The sequence below is a fragment of the Butyrivibrio sp. VCB2006 genome, from assembly GCF_000420945.1.
In the GTDB taxonomy this organism is placed as follows: Bacteria; Bacillota; Clostridia; order Lachnospirales; family Lachnospiraceae; genus Butyrivibrio.
On sequence record NZ_ATVX01000008.1, the window covers coordinates 145,040 to 164,426 of the forward strand.

Annotated in this window: 18 protein-coding genes; 4 read left to right on the top strand and 14 right to left on the bottom strand. The window is 40.2% G+C overall.

Annotated elements, in window-relative coordinates; genetic code table 11:
• Window positions 1-43 precede the first annotated feature (43 nt).
• Window positions 44-2,410 carry a ferrous iron transport protein B gene (gene feoB, locus G613_RS0109725; RefSeq protein WP_029232485.1) on the bottom strand — a complete coding sequence of 789 codons (2,367 nt, stop codon included), beginning with the start codon at window positions 2,408-2,410 and terminating at the stop codon, window positions 44-46.
• A 234-nt stretch (window positions 2,411-2,644) separates the two neighbouring features.
• On the opposite strand from feoB, the gene G613_RS0109730 reads away from it, so the two are divergent.
• Window positions 2,645-3,790: a DUF3048 domain-containing protein gene (locus G613_RS0109730; protein ID WP_029232486.1), complete on the top strand. Its 1,146-nt coding sequence runs from the start codon at window positions 2,645-2,647 to the stop codon at window positions 3,788-3,790.
• A 47-nt stretch (window positions 3,791-3,837) separates the two neighbouring features.
• Entirely contained in the window at window positions 3,838-4,659 is an 822-nt protein-coding gene (locus G613_RS0109735) for a TraX family protein (protein WP_029232487.1), read from the top strand.
• A gap of 70 nt (window positions 4,660-4,729) precedes the next feature.
• On the opposite strand, the gene G613_RS0109740 is transcribed toward G613_RS0109735, so the two are convergent.
• From G613_RS0109740 to trkA, 3 genes are all read right to left on the bottom strand, one after another.
• Window positions 4,730-5,317, bottom strand: coding sequence for a hypothetical protein (locus G613_RS0109740; RefSeq protein WP_029232488.1), 588 nt, complete (start codon window positions 5,315-5,317; stop codon window positions 4,730-4,732).
• Window positions 5,318-5,428: 111 nt separating this feature from the next.
• Entirely contained in the window at window positions 5,429-6,874 is a 1,446-nt protein-coding gene (locus G613_RS0109745) for a TrkH family potassium uptake protein (protein WP_029232489.1), read from the bottom strand.
• A 3-nt stretch (window positions 6,875-6,877) separates the two neighbouring features.
• On the bottom strand, window positions 6,878-8,239 hold the full coding sequence (gene trkA, locus G613_RS0109750; RefSeq protein WP_029232490.1) for a Trk system potassium transporter TrkA: 1,362 nt from the start codon (window positions 8,237-8,239) through the stop codon (window positions 6,878-6,880).
• Window positions 8,240-8,499: 260 nt separating this feature from the next.
• On the opposite strand from trkA, the gene bilS reads away from it, so the two are divergent.
• On the top strand, window positions 8,500-9,036 hold the full coding sequence (gene bilS / locus G613_RS0109755) for a flavodoxin family protein BilS (protein WP_029232491.1): 537 nt from the start codon (window positions 8,500-8,502) through the stop codon (window positions 9,034-9,036).
• Window positions 9,037-9,070: 34 nt separating this feature from the next.
• On the opposite strand, the gene G613_RS0109760 is transcribed toward bilS, so the two are convergent.
• From G613_RS0109760 to rpmG, 6 genes are all read right to left on the bottom strand, one after another.
• A complete protein-coding gene (locus G613_RS0109760; RefSeq protein ID WP_196805053.1) occupies window positions 9,071-10,414 on the bottom strand; it encodes a CapA family protein in 1,344 nt (447 codons plus the stop codon).
• Between the two features lie 298 nt (window positions 10,415-10,712).
• Entirely contained in the window at window positions 10,713-11,402 is a 690-nt protein-coding gene (rplA, locus tag G613_RS0109770; protein ID WP_029232493.1) for a 50S ribosomal protein L1, read from the bottom strand.
• Between the two features lie 13 nt (window positions 11,403-11,415).
• A complete protein-coding gene (rplK, locus tag G613_RS0109775) occupies window positions 11,416-11,841 on the bottom strand; it encodes a 50S ribosomal protein L11 (protein WP_029232494.1) in 426 nt (141 codons plus the stop codon).
• A 108-nt stretch (window positions 11,842-11,949) separates the two neighbouring features.
• A complete protein-coding gene (gene nusG, locus G613_RS0109780) occupies window positions 11,950-12,591 on the bottom strand; it encodes a transcription termination/antitermination protein NusG (RefSeq protein WP_029232495.1) in 642 nt (213 codons plus the stop codon).
• Between the two features lie 37 nt (window positions 12,592-12,628).
• Complete coding sequence (gene secE, locus G613_RS0109785; protein WP_029232496.1) at window positions 12,629-12,892, bottom strand: preprotein translocase subunit SecE; 264 nt, start codon at window positions 12,890-12,892, stop codon at window positions 12,629-12,631.
• A 36-nt stretch (window positions 12,893-12,928) separates the two neighbouring features.
• Entirely contained in the window at window positions 12,929-13,078 is a 150-nt protein-coding gene (gene rpmG / locus G613_RS0109790; RefSeq protein WP_013281689.1) for a 50S ribosomal protein L33, read from the bottom strand.
• Window positions 13,079-13,394: 316 nt separating this feature from the next.
• Between rpmG and fliD the strand changes: the two genes are divergently transcribed.
• A complete protein-coding gene (gene fliD / locus G613_RS0109795) occupies window positions 13,395-14,699 on the top strand; it encodes a flagellar filament capping protein FliD (RefSeq protein ID WP_029232497.1) in 1,305 nt (434 codons plus the stop codon).
• A 142-nt stretch (window positions 14,700-14,841) separates the two neighbouring features.
• On the opposite strand, the gene glf is transcribed toward fliD, so the two are convergent.
• From glf to G613_RS0109815, 4 genes are all read right to left on the bottom strand, one after another.
• Window positions 14,842-16,047 carry a UDP-galactopyranose mutase gene (gene glf, locus G613_RS0109800; RefSeq protein ID WP_029232498.1) on the bottom strand — a complete coding sequence of 402 codons (1,206 nt, stop codon included), beginning with the start codon at window positions 16,045-16,047 and terminating at the stop codon, window positions 14,842-14,844.
• 145 nt (window positions 16,048-16,192) lie between these two features.
• Window positions 16,193-16,528 carry a hypothetical protein gene (locus G613_RS0109805; RefSeq protein WP_013281692.1) on the bottom strand — a complete coding sequence of 112 codons (336 nt, stop codon included), beginning with the start codon at window positions 16,526-16,528 and terminating at the stop codon, window positions 16,193-16,195.
• Between the two features lie 324 nt (window positions 16,529-16,852).
• A complete protein-coding gene (locus G613_RS0109810) occupies window positions 16,853-17,584 on the bottom strand; it encodes a zinc ribbon domain-containing protein (RefSeq protein WP_029232499.1) in 732 nt (243 codons plus the stop codon).
• 157 nt (window positions 17,585-17,741) lie between these two features.
• Window positions 17,742-19,325 (bottom strand): glycosyltransferase, encoded by a 1,584-nt coding sequence (locus tag G613_RS0109815; RefSeq protein ID WP_029232500.1) that lies wholly within the window; start codon window positions 19,323-19,325, stop codon window positions 17,742-17,744.
• Between the last annotated feature and the right edge of the window lie 62 nt (window positions 19,326-19,387).

Consider the following 19,387-nt stretch of genomic DNA (forward strand, 5'->3'; position numbering starts at 1 on the left):
GCATGAGATACTTTAATAATTATATCATGCAGACAGACATATTTTAACCAGTAATAAGCAGGGCGACCATCCTCACAATAAAGGCTATTATCCATGCGACCGAGCACTGCCATACTACTACAGTGAGGGCCCATTTCTTGCCGAGCTCTCTTTTGATGGATGCAATAGCTGCTACGCACGGAGTGTACAAAAGGCTAAATACCAGCATAGTAATGGCTGTAACTGTGGAAAGAGAATTCTCCACACCGTCTACAAAGAGAACCTCCATTATAGATACGACGCTCTCTTTTGCAATAAATCCGCTTATAAGGGATGTACATATTCTCCAGTCTCCAAGACCAAGAGGTGCAAACAGCGGTGCAAGGCCGCCTGCTACAAGAGCCATAATGCTCTCCTTGGAATCAGAAACAAGATTAAAATGAATATCAAAATTACTAAGGAGCCATACAACAATTGTAGCTATAAAGATAACTGAAAAAGCTCTCTGTATAAAATCCTTGGACTTTTCCCATAAGAGCTGCCCTACATTTCTAGGGCTTGGAAGTCTGTAATTTGGGAGCTCCATTACAAAAGGAACGGGTTCGCCCTTAAATACAGTCTTCTTGGTTACAAATGCATTCAGAATACCTACAAGTATGCCGGTAATATAAAGTCCGGTGATAATCAGTCCTCCTCGTCCCGGAAAAAATGCATTTACAAAGAACGCATAGATAGGAAGCTTGGCAGTACAGCTCATAAAAGGAGTCAGTACTATAGTCATCTTTCTATCTCTTTCACTGGGAAGTGTCCTTGTGGACATAACAGCGGGAACGGTACATCCAAATCCTATAAGAAGTGGAACGATGCTTCGTCCGGATAAACCTATTTTTCTAAGGAGTTTGTCCATAACAAAGGCAACTCGCGCGATATAACCACTGTCTTCCATAAGTGACAGGAACAAAAACAACACAACAATAATGGGAAGGAAACTAAGGACACTTCCAACGCCTTCAAATATGCCATTTATAACAAGGCCTTTTAATACCTCATTTACTCCGGCAGAGTCCATAAGGTTTTCCACCGCAGCCCCGAGACTTCCGATTATAGTCTCAAGAATCCCCTGAAGCCACGGTCCTATAACATTAAATGTCAAAACAAACACCATAGCCATAATAAGAATAAACATAGGAATAGCTGTGAATTTTCCCGTAAGCACCTTATCTATCTTATTGCTTCGTAGCTGTTCCTTGCTCTCTTTTGGCTTGGTTACACATTTCTCTGAAACCTTTTTGATGTACTGGAATCGCATATCAGCTATGGCTGCGCTTCTATCAAGGCCTCGCTCCTTTTCCATGTGAGAAACGATATGCTCAATGGCTTCCTTCTCATTGTCATCAAGCTGAAGCTTTTCAATGATAAGCTCATCACCCTCAACCACCTTGCTGGCGGTGAATCTCAGGGGTAAGCCGGCTCTTTCCGCATTATCGGCAATAAGGTTCATTACTGCGTGAAGGCACTTATGAACAATTCCTCCGTTGTCATCCTTGGAACAAAAATCCTGCTCTAAAGGCTTCTCCTGATATTTGGCTATATGAAGCGCATGGGCTATAAGCTCATCAACACCCTCATTCTTGGCAGCTGCAATAGGAACCACAGGAGTCCCAAGCATTTCTTCCATCTGGTTAATATCTACAACGCCGCCATTTCCTGTAAGCTCGTCCATCATATTAAGAGCAACTACTGTTGGCACATCCATTTCAAGAAGCTGCATTGTAAGGTAAAGATTACGCTCTACATTTGTAGCATCCACAATATTTATAATGGCAGTTGGCTTCTCGTTCAGAACATGATTACGGGAAACAATTTCCTCACTGGTATATGGAGACATTGAGTAAATGCCGGGGAGGTCTGTAATCAGAGTATTCTGATAGCCTCTGATTTCGCCATCCTTACGATCCACAGTAACTCCAGGAAAATTTCCAACATGCTGTTTGGATCCTGTCAGCTGGTTAAAAAGAGTTGTCTTTCCGCTGTTCTGATTGCCCACCAACGCAAATGTAAGTGTAGTTCCCTCAGGGAGAGGATTTCCACTTCCCTTCGGGTGGAAAATACCGGTCTCACCAAGTCCCGGATGGAAGGTTTTCTTTTTCTTATCAGAAGCAGGCTTTTCTGTTTCTTTTTTGCCTTCTTCCTGTCCGGCGAATTGTTCTATAGTCTCTATTTCAATTCTCTCAGCTTCTGCCAGACGAAGGGTCAGTCTATATCCGTGGATCTCAATTTCCAGCGGATCTCCCATTGGGGCATACTTGATAACGGATAACTCTGCTCCCGGTATCACACCCATATCCAAAAAATGTTGGCGAAGAGCTCCTTCCCCGCCAACTTTTATTATTCTTGCCTTGCCACCTATGGCTAATTCTCTTAAAGTCACTTGTATTTCCTCTCACATCAAAATGTTTATTGATAATGATTATCAAATACTATACTACTCTCTTTTCCGCAAAAATAAAATGTTTTTATGTTAGTTATAGCTATCTAGGGCCATGAAACTTGCTCAAAGCTTTCATCTTTGATACAATATAGATTACCTATGATTTAAAATTGCTTTACTATGCAATTTTGAAAGGTAAATTTTGTTTTTATTACAACAAGGAGATTACAAGCAATGCATATTAGAACATATGGCAAAAAAGTAATTGCATCCCTGCTTTGCTCAGCTATGGTGCTTTCAATGGCAGCCTGCGGTGCAGAAGATGCATCAGATGAGACTTCAGGTGGAGTTTCTTTTGAACCTATAACCACAGAAACAACTGATACTGCTGCAGAAGCAGCTACAGAAGAGGTTGTTGCCGATGAGCCTTACGTACTTCCTGAAGGAATGTACTTCAGTGAACTTACAGGTGAGCCAATCAGCGAAGAGATCAAGGACCAGCGTCCTATCGCAGCTATGGTAGACAACGAGCTTACTGCTCTTCCACACTATGGAACTTCAGAGGCTGACGTAGTATACGAGCTTATGAACAGCACCAAGAACGACCGCATCACACGTCTCATGTGTGTAGTTAAGGATTGGGGCAGCATTGAACAGCTTGGTAGTATCAGAAGTACACGTCCTACCAACATCCTTCTTGCAGCTGAGTGGAACGCAATCCTTTGCCACGATGGCGGTCCTTACCACAACGATGCATATTTTGCTAACCCTTGGGCAGCTGATCATCTTTCAGGTTATTTCTCAAGAGTAAACAACGGTAAGGCAAGAGAATTTACAGAGTATATTTTACCTGGTGATCTTGAATCAGATATTGAGAAGTTCAACATTTCCGCTACTTACAATGAGTACGCAAATGCCGGCAGCCACTTCAATTTCATTGAATACGGCAAGGAGCTTGTTCTCTCAGAGAAGTACTCCAATACATATCCGGGCACTATCGTAACTCTTCCTTTCAAGCACAACTCATCTCAGCTTGTTTACAACAGCGATACCAAAGAGTATGAGTACTACGAGTATGGCGACAGACATGAAGATGCCGAGGACAGTGCTCCTCTTAGCTTCAAGAACGTAATTCTTCAGAATTGCAGCTTCACAGAGCTTGATGAGAATGGTTACCTTATTTACAATTGTATCAGTGAAGGACAGCTTGGCTGGTACCTTACAAACGGCGAAGCTAAGATTATTGCATGGTCCAAGACCAGCGAGACAGGTGTAACCAAGTACTATGATGACAACGGCGATGAGCTTGTTATCAATACCGGTAAGACCTACATTTCACTTGTCCCTTCCGATTCATGGGATAGCATAACACTTCAATAACCAGTAACAGCAGTTTATTACAAAATAAATCATAAAGTGTGAGACCAATGCCAGACATAAACAGACTCAGGAAAATAAACGGAAACACTCTTAAAATTGTTGCCTGCATAACAATGCTTATTGACCACATTACAGCAGGTATCATGTACCCTGTAGTGCGAAATGGACTTTATTCTGGCAATCTCTCAATTGATGAGATAAACAAAATATACATTTTTCTCAGAGGAGTAGGCAGAACTGCTTTCCCTATTTTCTGTTTTCTCCTTGTAGAAGGCTTCATACACACAAGAAGCAGGCTAAGATACGCTCTTAGTCTGCTTCTTTTTGGTATTATCTCCGAGGCCTCCTTTGATCTTTTATTCTTTGCAGAGGATGAGGTTTTCAACATCAATATGTTGGATGCCTTAAAGGCAAACAGTTATCTATTAAATGACCAATGCAATGTTTATTTTACTCTCTTGCTTGGGCTTTTGGTAATATGGGCCATGGACGCCGTATGCAGGATATTTAAGGAAAAGAATATACCGATTGCATTTACTATTATTTCTATTGCAGTAATTGAAGCTTTAGGCTGTCTTATAGCCTACAAGATCAATTCCGACTATGATTTTTACGGAATAATTCTTATTTCGATTTTTTATCTGTTAAAGCGCTACGAGTTCATAAGAATTCTTGTGGGATACATCTTTATTTGCCAATTAGGAATAGAATTCGCCTCTTTACCGGGCTATATACTTATGGCCCTCTACAACCACAAAAGAGGTCGTAATCTTGGAAATTTTAAGTATTTCTTTTACCTGTTCTATCCTGTACATCTGACACTTATCTACATCGTAAGATGCCTTATCTGGGGCAAATACGGAGTCTGAATTAAATAAATACCACATACAAAAGAGCGGTTTCATCAAACGATGAACCGCTCTTTTTCCCTCAATACATTCAATTGGTTAGCACACTGGCCATAGCGGCCTGAGCGCTGATAATATCAGTTTTAGAAATTGTATAGTCCTGAATAATATTCGTATCGAAAACTACACAGTTGTCGGAATCAGCAGTAACAACATCTACCTGTGTATAACCCTTATCCTTGTCTCCTGTAAGGATATAAACCTGCTCATTCTTATCAACATCGATTTTGACATGCACACTTGCCTGTGTTGTCAAAATAGCCTTATTGCCAAATTTAACTTCGTAAGTACCTGGGTAGTACGCATCCTGCATCTTGGTAACTGTGCCGCTGATAGGAAGAACATTTCCATCACTTACTATTGTAACTCTCTGAGTAAGTCTCCCCATTCCATCAACATCATGACCTGAAGAATCAGCCTTGTTGCCCTCTGCATCTGCGTTTTCATCTAATCCAAGATATCCATTAAGGGTATAGACAACATCGGATTGAACCAGATCACCCAAATCCCTATTGCCAGTTCCTTGGCTCTTGGAATAAACAGCCTTACCTGCAAACATAGAGCATGTAAAAAGCACAGAAACAAGGAATGCAATAGCCCATTTCCTTGTGTTATTCATAAAAAATCACCTACATAAAAATCCAATTCACAAAACCTACTAAATATTATCACACTTTGGACACAATTTTCAATGACTTTTTTAACATTTGTTTATAAAAATTTTAGAATTTCATCTCTTCCAAGTCTTAGGCTTGAGGATAATGAAAATAGGCAGAAGTTCCAATCTTCCCGCAAGCATATCAAACATAAGAACAAGTTTGGAAAGTACCGAAAACTCCGCATAATTTCCCGTAGGTCCTACCATGCCAAGACCGGGGCCTATGTTATTAAGAGTTGCAACAACAGAGGTGACCGTGGTCTGGAAATCAAAATTATCCAAAGAAACCACCAGAGTTGAGGCAATAAAAGTAATAACATATATTCCAAGATAAGCTGTAACCGACTTAACCGTTGTTCCCTCCACTGAATGTCCATCCATATACACTCTTTTAACAGCCTTAGGATGAACAATGAAATTCAGCTCATTTCTGGCATTTCTGATAACAATAAGGGCTCTTGAAAACTTAAATCCACCACCTGTAGATCCTGCACAGGCTCCTACCAGAGACAGAACCACCAGAATGAGTCTGGACATCATAGGCCAGGTGTCAAAATCAAGGGTACAAAAGCCGGTTGTAGTCATAATAGAAGTCACAGAAAACAATGAATGATGGAAAGCAAGCCTTGGGTCCGTCACGCATCCACTTCTGTACACATTAAAGGCAATAAGTCCTGCCGCAGCTATCATAGTGCCAAAGTAAAATTTAACCTCATCAATTGCAAAAGCTTCCTTGGGCTTTCTGTTAAGGAGAAAATAATATACGGTAAAGTTTACTCCGCAAAGAGCCATAAACAATATAATAATTGCCTGACTCACAAGAGAATATCCCATCATTCCGGTATCGTGAATTGCAAATCCGCCCGTTCCAACCGTGGAAAAAGAAATAGTTATAGCGTCGTATACAGGCATTCCGGAAATAATAAGGCAGACAATCTCTGCCACAGTAATTCCAAAATAAATAAAGTACAAAATCTTCGCTGTATCTTTTACCTTGGGAACTATCTTACCGACTACAGGCCCGGGAGACTCAGCTCTCATAAGGTGCATACTGTAGCCATCAGCCATTGGCACTACAGCCAGAAGGAATACCAAAACTCCCATTCCGCCAATCCAGTGGGTAAAGGTTCTCCAGAACTGTACGCTCTTTTCCATATTATCAACTGTAGTCAGGATGCTGCCTCCTGTGGTGGTAAAACCTGACACTGTTTCAAAAAGAGCATCGATATAATTAGGTATTGCTCCTGTAATAACAAAGGGAATAGCTCCCATCATACTAACCGCAATCCAAGCCACTGCTGTGATGGCAAAGCCCTCTTTTGCATAAATAACCTTGTTCTGAGGCTTCTTTATAGTAAAGATAGCGCCTACTGCAAAGCTGATAGCTGCCAGTATAAAGAATGACAATGCACTGTCGTATTCTTTGTAAATAAGCGCAACTATGAGAGGTAATGTAAAAAGAGCTCCCATTACCCTCAAAAGTCTAAACAGAACAAATCTGATCATCGAGTAATTCATTTATCAGTTCTCCAATATATCACTTATGTCTTTTAATCCGGTTCTCGTAGTAACAACGATTACGGTATCTCTGTCTCTGATAACGCTATCTCCACTTGGAGAGATGATATCTCCGTAGTGATTGATGCATGCAATCAGAATGCCCTTCTTGAGATGAAGCTGAGCCAGAGGAATTCCAATAACAGGAGATCCCTTTCTTACGATAAATTCCAAAGCTTCAACCTTGTCATCATTGAGCTTGTACAAAGTCTCGATATTACTATCCTTGGAAGCTGACATACCTCTTACAAACTGAACGATTCTGTCCGCTGTGATATTCTTGGGATAAATAATACTTCCAATGTTAAGAGATCCGATAATATCACCATAATTAACCCTGTGAACCTTAGTAATAAGCTTGGCTTTAGGGTTAATACTCTTAACATACATAGACAACATGATGTTCTCTTCATCAAGGTTAGTCAGTGAAACAAAGGATTCAACGCTTGTAACGCTTTCCTCAAGGAGCATATCCTTATCAGTTCCGTCTCCGCAGATAATAAGTGCCTGTGGTAAAAGATCTGACAACTCCTTGCACCTTACAGGATCTCTTTCAAAGATAGTAACCTTGATTCCAAGAGGAAGCAGGTTCTGAGCAAGATAAAAGCCCGTCTCTCCTCCTCCGATAATCATGGTTGAATGCACCTTGGCTGTAGGAAGCCCAAGCTTTTTGAAGAAATTCACAGTATTTCTGCTGGATGCAAATACTGTAGCCTCATCACCGGCGCGAAGTACAAAATTACCATCAGGAATAAATACTTCATTACCTCTGGAAACAATTGAGATAAGTACCTGCTTACGAAGGTCCGCAGGAATATCCTTAAGAGCCTTATCACAAAGTCTTGAGTTCTCGTCAATGACAAATTTAACAAGCTCAGCTCTACCTCTTGCGAAGGTCTCAATCTTAGTTGCTGATGGAAATTTCAAAAGACGCTCCGCCTCATTAGCAGCTGCCTCTTCAGGATTGATTACCATAGAAAGACCAAGTTCTTCCTTGATAAAGTTGATTTCCTTCTTGTAGATTGGGTTACGAACCCTGGCTATAGTATGGCAGTTACCTGCCTTTTTAGCTATAAGACAACAAAGAAGATTAAGCTCATCGGAATCAGTAACCGCAATCATAAGATCAGCAGTCTCAATTCCGGCATCCTTCATAATCGAATAACTGGCTCCATTGCCAACTATTCCCATTACATCGTAGCTATTTACTACATTCTGAAGAACGCTACTCTTTTCCTCTATTACAGTTATATTATGTCCTTCTTTGCTAAGCTGCTGTGTAAGTGTCTGTCCAACATTGCCGCAGCCCACAATCAGAATATGCATATTCATCCTCCGTTATAAACACATAAATCCACATTACATTATATTCATTCCCAAACCTTAAATCAACATTGGTACAATCCGTGCTTTCGCCCTTATTTATTTATTGCTCATTTTGTTTATAGACTGCCAACTTTATTCATAGGAGCATAATGGATTTTTAAGACAAATCTAATCCCATGTTTCTTGTATTTGTGGTGCTTTATACCTAAAATGTACTTGTCGGTAGCGGTTTTCCATAGTTTTAATGTAATGAAATGCCTATGCTCAAGTATCTTGTGATCTATGCCAGTGAAACTGGCAACACAAAAAAAGTTGCTGAAGAAATATATAAAGCCTTACCATCCAAGAAAGATGACAAGGCTATTGTTGATGTTAGAACCTGGAACGGATCCCTGGATGCCGAGAATTATTTCATTGGCTTTTGGGCAAACAGAGGCTCCTGCAGCCTTGAAATAATTGATATCTTATCTTCTCTTCATAATAGAAATGTGGCTGTATTTGGAACCTGTGGAATGGGTAACACCGATTCCTATTACTCCGGCTTAGCCCAGAATGCAACAGCCTGGCTATCAGAGAGTAATAATTTCCTCGGTTCATATTTCTGCCAGGGAAGGATGCAGGAATCCATACGGGATAAATACGAAAGCTATCGTGGAAAATGTGATGATGCAAAAATCGATGCAATGCTAAAGATATATGATAGCGCGCTAAGTCACCCAAACAGAGAAGACTTCCAAAAAGCACGCTACTTCGTAGATAGATGCGTTAAAAAAGCCGAAAATCTTGTTACAGCATAAAAGCTACCCGGTTCCCAGGTAGCTTTCTTTATGTTTATCTGTGGCTGATATAGCCGTTACTATCAATAGTCGCATATGAAGACATAGAATTCATATAGTTGATTATCCTAAGAGCTTCATCTCCAAACGCCTCATTTACCTTGCAGTCGCTTTGAATAGCAGGTACAAACTGTAAATTAACGGTTCCATCCTTATGAAGCGTTACAACAACCATACAGGTATCAAGAGTTTTTGAATTAAATATATAATTTCCAAGACTATAGACTACCGGAACATTTTCTACGTAGTCTATTTTTTGTAGTACATGAGGATGCCCACCAATTATGAGGTTAGCCCCTGCATCTACTATCTCTTTAGCCTGATCTCTCTGCAGATAATCAAGCTCAGTAGTACTCTCGGTTCCCCAATGGATAAAAACGATAACATAGGCGTTTTTAGATTTTGCCTCCCGTATTTTTTCCAGTAAAAGAGTATCATCCATGCATCTGAATACTCCCGGCGAAGTATCTGTTGCAGCTTTTGTATCAGGATTAGAGGTTCTCTCTATCTGCGTAGCACAGATGATTGCAATTTTCATGCCATTTTCTGTTTGGTAATAAATGGGATGGGATGCTTCCTCTATATTTCTACCGGCACCCACATGCTCAACTTCTACGGATTCTAACGTATCTATGGTATCCAGAAAAGCCTGCTGTCCGTAGTCATAGGCATGATTATTAGCAAGGCCCACTATATCAACACCCATCGTATTTAGAATTGTCGCAGTCTCAGGCCTGGCCCTAAAAGTATAGGTCTTACCTTCAGTTGGTGAACCTCCCCTGGAATAAGGAAATTCATTATTGACCATCATAATGTCTACCATTTTCATTCTGTTTAGCAGACTATCGCCAATAACACCAACTGCTGTATTTCCATGCTTTTTAAAAGAATTTCCTACAGCATAATTATCATCAAATAAAATATCCCCGGCAAAGCCTATCGTCACACAATCTGCATCCATAGTATCAATTACATGAGTGTAATCCTTATCTTCCTCAGGGATCTCCCACTTTACGTTTTCCTGTGATTCTCCGCCGTTTTCGCCTTCTGACACTTTTGTCGTTTCTGTTACTACAAACCTGTCAGCTTCCGGAATTGCCTCCCAATTCGTGGCAAAGTAATCATTTGGGCTACTATCCTTTTTTCCAAAGGTCCCCTTCTTAATACCACTGGCTATAAGTAGCATTGGTATTCCAATTGCTATAATTGCAAAGAGGGTTATAAAAAAGGCTTTCAGCGCCGATGTAGACATCCCCCCTACATAATCAACCGAACGCCTATCATAGGTGCCACCTTTATGCTCTTTTCTTTTGTCGTATCTTCTATCATTTTTCCCCATAGAAGATAGTATACCATGAAAATCAAACGCTGAAATAGTGGTTTGCATATTTGTCGCGAAGCGACGATTGAGATAACCCTGTCTGTGCCGTAATAATAAATATGCATGAACAAAACGATTTTAGTTCTATGGAGAAAAGACAAATCCAATGATTTGGCTTTTCAGAATGTCCAGAACTACGAGGCTTTGTCCATGCATATTATTATCAAGGCGCAGGCGGTGGTTATCGCAATCCCACTACACAACAAAAAAGCCACCGCATTTCTGCGATGGCTTAAATAATCTGGATATACTAGTATCAATACTTGTTAGATACAACCTTTACACCAGGGCCCATTGTTGTAGCAAGAGTGATGCTCTTGAGGTACTGACCCTTAACTGATGAAGGTCTAGCCTTTGTGATAGCATCCATAAGAGCGTTGAAGTTCTGCTCAAGCTGCTCTTCTGTGAAAGAAGCCTTACCAACTGGAACGTGGATGATGTTAGCCTTGTCAAGTCTGTACTCGATCTTACCAGCCTTGATATCAGCGATAGCCTTTGTAACGTCCATTGTTACTGTACCAGCCTTAGGGTTTGGCATAAGACCCTTAGGTCCAAGTACCTTACCAAGACGTCCTACAACGCCCATCATATCAGGTGTTGCAACAACAACGTCGAAATCAAGCCATCCGTCGTTCTGGATCTTAGGAATAAGCTCCTCGCCACCAACATAATCAGCACCAGCTGCCTGTGCCTCGTCAAGCTTTGTTCCCTTAGCGAAAACAAGAACCTTAACAGTCTTACCTGTTCCGTTAGGAAGAACAACAGCGCCTCTGATCTGCTGATCAGCATGACGTGAATCACAGCCTGTTCTGATGTGTAATTCTACAGTCTCATCAAATTTTGCAGTAGCTGACTTCTTAACAAGAGCGATAGCTTCTGCAGCTTCATACTGCTGAGTCTTATCAATAAGCTTAGCAGCTTCTACGTATTTCTTTCCGTGTTTCATCTCTCATCCTCCATCAGTCTTCTACTACGATACCCATACTACGTGCTGTACCAGCGATCATGCTCATAGCACCCTCGATGTCAACAGCGTTAAGGTCTGGCATCTTTGTCTCTGCAATCTTTCTAATGTCTTCCTTAGAAACAGTTGCAACCTTAGTCTTGTTAGGAACTCCTGATCCCTTCTGGATCTTAGCTGCCTTCTTAAGAAGAACTGCTGCAGGTGGAGTCTTTGTGATGAATGTGAAACTTCTGTCTGCATAAACAGTGATAACAACAGGGATGATAACGTCACCCTTATCTGCTGTCTGAGCGTTGAACTGCTTTGTGAATTCAACGATGTTTACACCATGCTGACCAAGTGCTGGTCCAACTGGTGGTGCTGGTGTTGCTTTACCAGCCTGGATCTGTAACTTAATATATCCTTCGACTTTCTTTGCCATAATGGCACCTCCTGAAAATATGTGGTCGGACATGTCGCGTAGCGACACTCCCACTCAGTGGATAGAAACTTTATATCTAAGCGCAAAGCGCCTAAATAACATAAATAATTAAGAATCGATCTTGCGGACCTCGGCAAATGAAATCTCAACCGGAGTCTCACGGCCAAACAGATCAACATTGATAGTAGCTGTCTGCTTACCAAAATCCATTCTCTGTACAACGCCTGCTGTATCCTTCCAAACACCGGCGATAACTGCAATCTCATCGCCAACGCCGAAGTCAACAGAAATTGTATCTGTCTTAATACCGAGAGGTTTGATCTCTGCATCTGTAAGAGGAACAGGCTTACTTCCCGGTCCAACGAAACCAGTTACACCACGGGTATTACGAACAACATACCAAGTCTCGTCGTTCATATCCATGTTCACAAGAACATAACCTGGGAACATCTTCCTCTGTACATTCTTACGAGCACCATTTTTAACTTCAACTACATCCTGAAGTGGAACTCTTACCTCAAGAATCTGATTCTCAAGATGTCTGTTCTCAATGGTCTTCTCAAGGTTAGCTTTAACCTTGTTCTCATAGCCTGAATATGTGTGAACAACATACCAATGAGCATTCTCATTAGCTGATGTGTCTCCAGCTACTGTCTCTGCTTCCTGGTTTTCAGAAGCATCTGATAATACCTCTTCAGATACTGTGTCGGCAGAATCTTGTTCAAGATTCTTTTCCATTTCTTCTGACATATTATCTCCTTTTTAATAACTTATGTGTCCTACTTAATTAAAATATAGAAGTAATAAAGTTCACTCCATATTCAAACACAATGTCCAATACTGCGATCAACGCGCAACAAATAGCAGAAACAACAACTACTGCGGTTGTCTGCTTAATAATATCGTCTTTTGTAGGCCATATAATTTTCCCAAACTCTGCCTTAACCCCAGTGAAGAAGTTAGCGATCTTGGCGAATACTCCGTCCTTAGATTTAGCTTTCTTCTTGGCAGAAGTCTTGGAACTGCTTGATACTACCTTGGTCTCTTCCATACCCGTAGCAACCTCCTAATAAATAAAGAGAAACGATTATTTTGTTTCCTTATGTAATGTATGCTTCTTGCAGAATGGGCAATACTTCTTCATTTCAACACGATCAGGATGTGTCTTCTTATCCTTAGTTGTGTCATAGTTACGATTCTTGCAATCTGTGCATGCCAGTGTAATTCTTGTACGCATTATCTCACCTCCGGGCGTTTTAATCTACTATACTTCGCGCCACAAAACATATTTTTTTGCATAAAAAAAAGACGTAAATCTTATGTCGCTTGTCTAATATATCATAACCTTTTACATCCGTCAACGGTTTTCCAATCATAATTATAATCTTTTTATTAAATCGTTCAATTTTTATGATTATTTCATTGACATTTGCTATATATTTAGTATTATGTAAGTAACTAAACGTGGCTAGATATGCCCTAAGTGCGACAGATGCCAATGGAATGGCAGAATCACCAATTCGCATGTTATCAAGGAAGAAAGGAGGGGCATTATGGCAGGCATTTCTTTAAATGGCGCTTACAACCATTTCATACAAGATTATGTATCCAAAGATGTTGCACATGCTGATACTCACCGTAAAGATGAGCTTCGGGATGTGTATAAGTCGATTGCAAGAATCAACAAGAATTCCCCTCTTTATCTTTTAACCGATGACGATAAATCGCGCAATGACGCAATAGAGATAAAAGAAAAGGCAAGAGAACTTCAGGGTAATATTATAGGTCTTAATAACCAGGAGGACAAGTTATCACTTGATCACACTTCCGGGTTTACTACCGATGAAAATAAAGTAGTTGCTTCTTATATAGGAAAGACTCCTGAAGAAGATATCGGAAATACCGGTTTTAGTATTGAAGTATCCTCACTTGCTACTGCTCAGGTTAATACAGGAAGATTTTTACAAAAAGATTCTTTTGGTCTTACAGCCAAAGATTACGCTTTTGATGTAAGAGTCGGATCCCAGGAATTCGAGTTCCAGTTCAGCATATATCAGACTGATAGGAATATTGATATACAGGATAAAATTTCCAAACTGATCAATAAGGCAAATATAGGTCTTACTTCTAATATAATAGAAGACTCTCAGGGAAGATCTTCACTTCAGATTGCATCGACCAAGACCGGACTTAAATCCGGAGAGACCAGTCAGTTCGAAGTATATGAATCTTCCAGTGGACTGGCGACAGGAGCAGTTTCCTATCTTGGTCTCGACCAGGTATCGGCACCCGCTTCCAACGCACACTTTGCTCTTAATGGTGAAGAGAAAGCTTCCATTTCCAACAGATTCACTGTCGGTGGAAAGTTTGAACTTCAGCTAAAGGATGTGACAGTGCCCGGTCAGCCAGTAAGTGTCGGTGTCAAAAAAGATAATGAAGCCCTCAAGAAACATATAAGTTCACTGATAGATAACTATAATGATTTTATAAAAGATGCCTCCGGTGATAAGGATTCTAAGTTTAAGAGTGACAAACTCAAATCCGAAGTAGTCGGTATAGCTCAAAAGCACATGGCTACCATGGAGGACACCGGAATTAAATTAGAAGGCGATGGAACTCTTTCGATTGACGACGAGCTTCTGACCCAGGCAATATCCGGAGCCGAGAGTATAATTTCCTTATCTCCGGTCAAGCAATTTGCAAGTGCTCTTATAGATAAAGCCAAAGATATATCTGTCGATCCTATGAAATATGTAGACAGACCGGTAGTTAATTATAAGAATCCGGATAACAAGGATACTTCTTCTCCATATATTACAAGTGAGTATTCCGGAATGATGTTCAATAATTACTGTTAATATAAAGCCTGGCTCACATTACTAACACAATGTGCCTCATGGCTTCGGTCGTACTTACTGCAGAAGTACGATTTGAAATAATAAAGTTGCCTGAAGTGTAGGCAACAAAATAGCGGTGGGCCCGTAATCCCACCGCTATTTTTTATTCAGAAATCTCTTTTACCATATCAAGAGCTGCTCTTATAACCTGATCCATGTTGTAATACTTGTACTGACCAAGTCTTCCGCCAAAAAGAATATCAGGATACTCTTTAGCAAGCTCTACATATTTAGAATAAAGATCATTATTCTTCTGATCATTCATCGGATAATAAGGTTCATCGCCATGCTTCCAGTTTGCAGGGTACTCTCTGGTAATAATAGTGCCCTTGCCCTGTCCGTACTCAAAATGTTTGTGCTCTATAATTCTGGTATAAGGCACTTCTCTTTCCGTATAGTTTACAACAGCATTGCCCTGGTAGTTATCCACATCAGGAAGTTCCTCTGTCTCAAATCTTAGTGATCTATACTCAAGAGTTCCAATCTTATATCCAAAGAACTCATCAATCATACCTGTGAAAAGAATCTTCTCAAAGCTATCACCATTTACAGATTCAAAAGGCTGAGCAGGAACGTTTCCTTCCATCTTGATGAAGTCATAGTAATCTACGCCGGTCTTAACAGTAATGCTTCCTGATACGAAAGGAAGAGAATCATTTCTCTCTATTAATAGAAGTTTCTCAATTACTGCAGTATATCCACCAATAGGAATTCCCTGATATCTGTCGTTGAAATAGTTATTATCATAAATAAATCTCATTGGGAGACGCTTAATGATAAATGCAGGAAGTTCCTTACAATCCCTTCCCCACTGTTTCTCAGTGTATCCCTTTACAAGCTTTTCATAAATGTCGCGACCAGCAAGGGAAAGAGCCTGCTCTTCAAGGTTGGATGCCTCAAACTCATCGGTTCCCTTTTCTCTTTTGATTCGATCTATCTCTTCATCTGCCTGTTTCTGAATAATAGCCTTAGCTTCGTCGGGAGTTTTAATGTTCCACATCTTGCTGAAGGTGTTCATATTAAAAGGAAGGTTATATAGTTCATCCTTGTAAACAGCAACCGGAGAGTTTATGTAATTATTAAAATCCGCAAACTCATTTATATAATCCCAGACTTCTTTATCGGAAGTATGGAAGATATGGGCACCATACTGATGAACATTTATGCCCATCTTATTCTCTGTATAAATATTTCCGGCAACATTATCTCTTTTATCGATTACCAGAACCTTTTTACCTTTAACAGCCATCTCATGGGCAAAGACTGCACCAAAAAGGCCTGCACCAACAACCAAATAATCGTACTTCATACTTATGCTCCTTGATATAAATTGCTGTTTCTAAGTTCAGCCTAAACATTATATCATAATATGAAATTATCTTCCTACGAAATAAGGGATGCGAATAAATCGCATCCCTTATCAGTAATCTTACTTATTATCTGTATACTACAGATTAGTCTGCCTGATACTTGTCAAGCTGTGAGAAGTCACCCATCATGTCAAGGATCTTCTTACGTCCAGCCTTGTTAAGCTTAACGTACTGCTGCATAACGCGGTTCTCAACAATCTTCTTACCAAGATCTGATCCCTGCTCAAGAGTTGAGAAGTCAACTGGGTTAAGGTTAAGACGATCACACATCTTGATTACTGTGCCGTAAGCCATTCCCTCGATTCCTCTGTCAAGTGCTGTTACCAATGTGCTGTATGGAATAGACATATCAATTGCAAACTGTCTGACACTCTTATACTGCTGTAAGATTTCCTTCTTTAAAATCTCTGCCTTAGTCATGCCATTACCTCCTAAATGTTTCTTTTATTTCTTTCCTTTTGCTACACTAGTCTATCACATAGACGGTTTTTCGTCATTCACTTTTTTAGGGAATTTTCCAATAAAAATATATCAAGATTGCCGACTGTTTTTTGGCATTTTAACGAAAATCGACTCGATAACAAGAATTTGCGAAAGTGTTCACACTTTTTTCACAATTCATTGTTACAATTAAAGACTTTTTACCGTTAATGACGTTTTTGCGCTCATTAATTTTCGGTACAATTTATATATTGATAAACGAAAAAGCAAACAGCACATACGCACTGTTTGCTCTATCACTGTTTATCCATCATTTAAAACGCTGATTCTATTGTTCAAAAATGCCAACGCTTCGTTGTAGATATCTTTCGGAATACTGTACACTTTATGGACATTTCCTACGCATTCAATATCTAATGAACCCATTTTCTTCTTTATCGCAACAACATCTTTATATTGAACAATTTCATTTTTAAAGTCTTTTTCACTGCTAAACTCAAGTCTTTCAGCATACAGCCTCAAAATACCCTGCCTAAAACCTGATGATGCAGCTATTTCATACTCGGGATCGTCCTCCCCAAGCATAATATCGAATCCTCTTTTACCATTCTCAGAAACCATATCCGGCTTGCTTATTTGGATGTTAGAAAAAATCGCATCATACTGGGTTTCATCGACTTCATTTATACTGGTCTCAATAAGCCCACTTAAGGAGTTATAGCTTACTCGGATAGAATAATTATTGGCTATAAGAACCTGAATTACCTTATTTCTGATCTTGTATCTGAATTTCAAGGAATGGAATCCGGATTTTACTTTAATATATATCTTTTCTCCGGGATTAACCTGATAAAGAACAGTCTCATCAAGAAATATCATTATTGATCCGCCGTCTAAGTTTCTTTGACCCATGCAGAAAATCTCAATAAGATACTCTTCACCGTCAACGTAGAGCTTTCCTCCGCAAATAGGGCAAAAGTTCACTTTATCACTCATTTTATCCGGAAGTACATTCTTACAATTCGGACAAATCATGCGTTTTCTCCTCGATGTCAGGGCATTCTTTACCCACCAAGCACTGGCTGTCAACTGAAAATAGCTTAAATAATTACATCAATTCCTACAAATAATGATAACATATTTTCCAAGATACTTTTATAAAGAAAAAATGAAATACTAACGGTAATTCGTTCTAAAATGGAAACGCATCTTCGCAGATACTAACGCCACCGGGCTTTAGATAGCGCCCTATCTGTCCTTTGCTGACAAAAGACTTCTCGGCTATCACAACATCAAAGGAGTGATCCTCCCAAGGAAGCCTTGAGGTATTTGCATCCCCAAATGCAACTTCATCTGCAATGTTCGATGCAATCCCCGCAGCAAAAGAGTTTGCGCAAACTCCGTAAATACGAGCATTTGAAGTCTTACTTTTTATATAAGAAGCATTGGCTCCAAGTCCGCAGCTAAAATCCAGAACTTTAAGGATGCCTTTTTTCTCTTTGGATAGTCTTACAACCTCATCACAGGCTGAGTCCCAAGGGAGGCTGTAACTCCAGATATCAAAGCCCCACTTGTCCTCAAATCTCTCACGGCCTCTTTCCATGGCATCAGCATGGCCCTCGAATCCACCGCCTCCATTGTGATAGATAAGGCTGTTCTTACAGATGTACTGCTCATAGCCGGCACAGGCAAGCCTGATTCCAAGATCATCATCTTCAAAATATCCAGGGGAGAAAATCTCATCGAAAATGCGGAGTCTGCTACCGGGCTCATCACTGCCTGATTCCTGTATGGCACATATCGCCTCTCGGGATACAAGTACTGCAAATCCCGTAAGCCTGAAGGTCTTAATATAAGGATTTACGTATGTTGGTACAACTGCGCCCGCATAGTCTTCAAATACTTTGACAGCATCTGAAGGCTCCATCTTCTTGTGCCAAAGGTTATAGTCTCCGTCTGTGATAACTCCATCAGGAATAAACTCAGCAAATATATCTCCGCTTAATTCCTGAAGAGATGCGCTGTTGGAAAAAGCTCCGGTCGCTCCGACACTACGATTGTCGTACAACCCCATTTTTAGCCAAAAAAGAGAAAGAGGCATAAGTACAGCATCATTATTCAGGAAAAAGATATCATTCTCCGGATTGCAATTAGCGGCACCAAGATTACAGCCGGCAGGAAAGCCCAGATTCTCCTCGCTAAGAATCAGTTTATAACAGCTTTCATCTTCGCTTTCTGGATTTTCCAATTCTTTCAAATATTCGGCAACACCCTCCTGGGGCGAGGCATTATCCACCACCACAATCTCGTAGCTTCCTGATGGCGCATATTTTTTTACCGACTGGATACACATTTTCAAGATATCCAGGTCGTTGTAGGAAAGGATCATGATACTGGTATTTCTTACTCTGAGTCCGGGCGAAGCCTTTATTACATCAAAAGAGCTCTCAATTACCTGCCTGTCCTCATCAGACGTGCAGTAATTAAGAGCCATTTCCATACATAAATAAGCCTGATTTACATTGATATTCCTGTAATACAGGCCAAGCATATAATAAATTTCATAGTTGCTAAAGTCATATCCAAGGCCCTTGTACAGAGCGCTTAGTTCTGCTGTACCGTCATTTAAACCTTCCCAAATAGACGCTTCAAGCACGCACAACTTGGCAGCCTCAGAAGGAGTTCTCTCATCTATGTGAAAATACTCATCCTGAAACTCATATAAGGCATCCTGAAGTTCACCATGGGAAATCAGTTCAGACAGCTTATCAAACACGTAAAGTTCCTCGACATCAACTATTTTGCTATTCTACAGAACAATTATATCACGAAACCTAA

Coding starts and splice junctions, on each gene's coding strand:
- rpmG (WP_013281689.1), bottom strand. CDS start 13,078: ATGCGTACAAGAATTACACTGGCATGCACAGATTGCAAGAATCGTAAC.
- fliD (WP_029232497.1), top strand. CDS start 13,395: ATGGCAGGCATTTCTTTAAATGGCGCTTACAACCATTTCATACAAGAT.
- rplA (WP_029232493.1), bottom strand. CDS start 11,402: ATGAAACACGGAAAGAAATACGTAGAAGCTGCTAAGCTTATTGATAAG.
- secE (WP_029232496.1), bottom strand. CDS start 12,892: ATGGAAGAGACCAAGGTAGTATCAAGCAGTTCCAAGACTTCTGCCAAG.
- G613_RS0109745 (WP_029232489.1), bottom strand. CDS start 6,874: ATGAATTACTCGATGATCAGATTTGTTCTGTTTAGACTTTTGAGGGTA.
- G613_RS0109810 (WP_029232499.1), bottom strand. CDS start 17,584: ATGATTTGTCCGAATTGTAAGAATGTACTTCCGGATAAAATGAGTGAT.
- G613_RS0109805 (WP_013281692.1), bottom strand. CDS start 16,528: ATGACTAAGGCAGAGATTTTAAAGAAGGAAATCTTACAGCAGTATAAG.
- G613_RS0109760 (WP_196805053.1), bottom strand. CDS start 10,414: ATGGGGAAAAATGATAGAAGATACGACAAAAGAAAAGAGCATAAAGGT.
- bilS (WP_029232491.1), top strand. CDS start 8,500: ATGCTCAAGTATCTTGTGATCTATGCCAGTGAAACTGGCAACACAAAA.
- trkA (WP_029232490.1), bottom strand. CDS start 8,239: ATGCATATTCTGATTGTGGGCTGCGGCAATGTTGGACAGACACTTACA.
- rplK (WP_029232494.1), bottom strand. CDS start 11,841: ATGGCAAAGAAAGTCGAAGGATATATTAAGTTACAGATCCAGGCTGGT.
- glf (WP_029232498.1), bottom strand. CDS start 16,047: ATGAAGTACGATTATTTGGTTGTTGGTGCAGGCCTTTTTGGTGCAGTC.
- nusG (WP_029232495.1), bottom strand. CDS start 12,591: ATGTCAGAAGAAATGGAAAAGAATCTTGAACAAGATTCTGCCGACACA.
- G613_RS0109740 (WP_029232488.1), bottom strand. CDS start 5,317: ATGAATAACACAAGGAAATGGGCTATTGCATTCCTTGTTTCTGTGCTT.
- G613_RS0109730 (WP_029232486.1), top strand. CDS start 2,645: ATGCATATTAGAACATATGGCAAAAAAGTAATTGCATCCCTGCTTTGC.
- G613_RS0109735 (WP_029232487.1), top strand. CDS start 3,838: ATGCCAGACATAAACAGACTCAGGAAAATAAACGGAAACACTCTTAAA.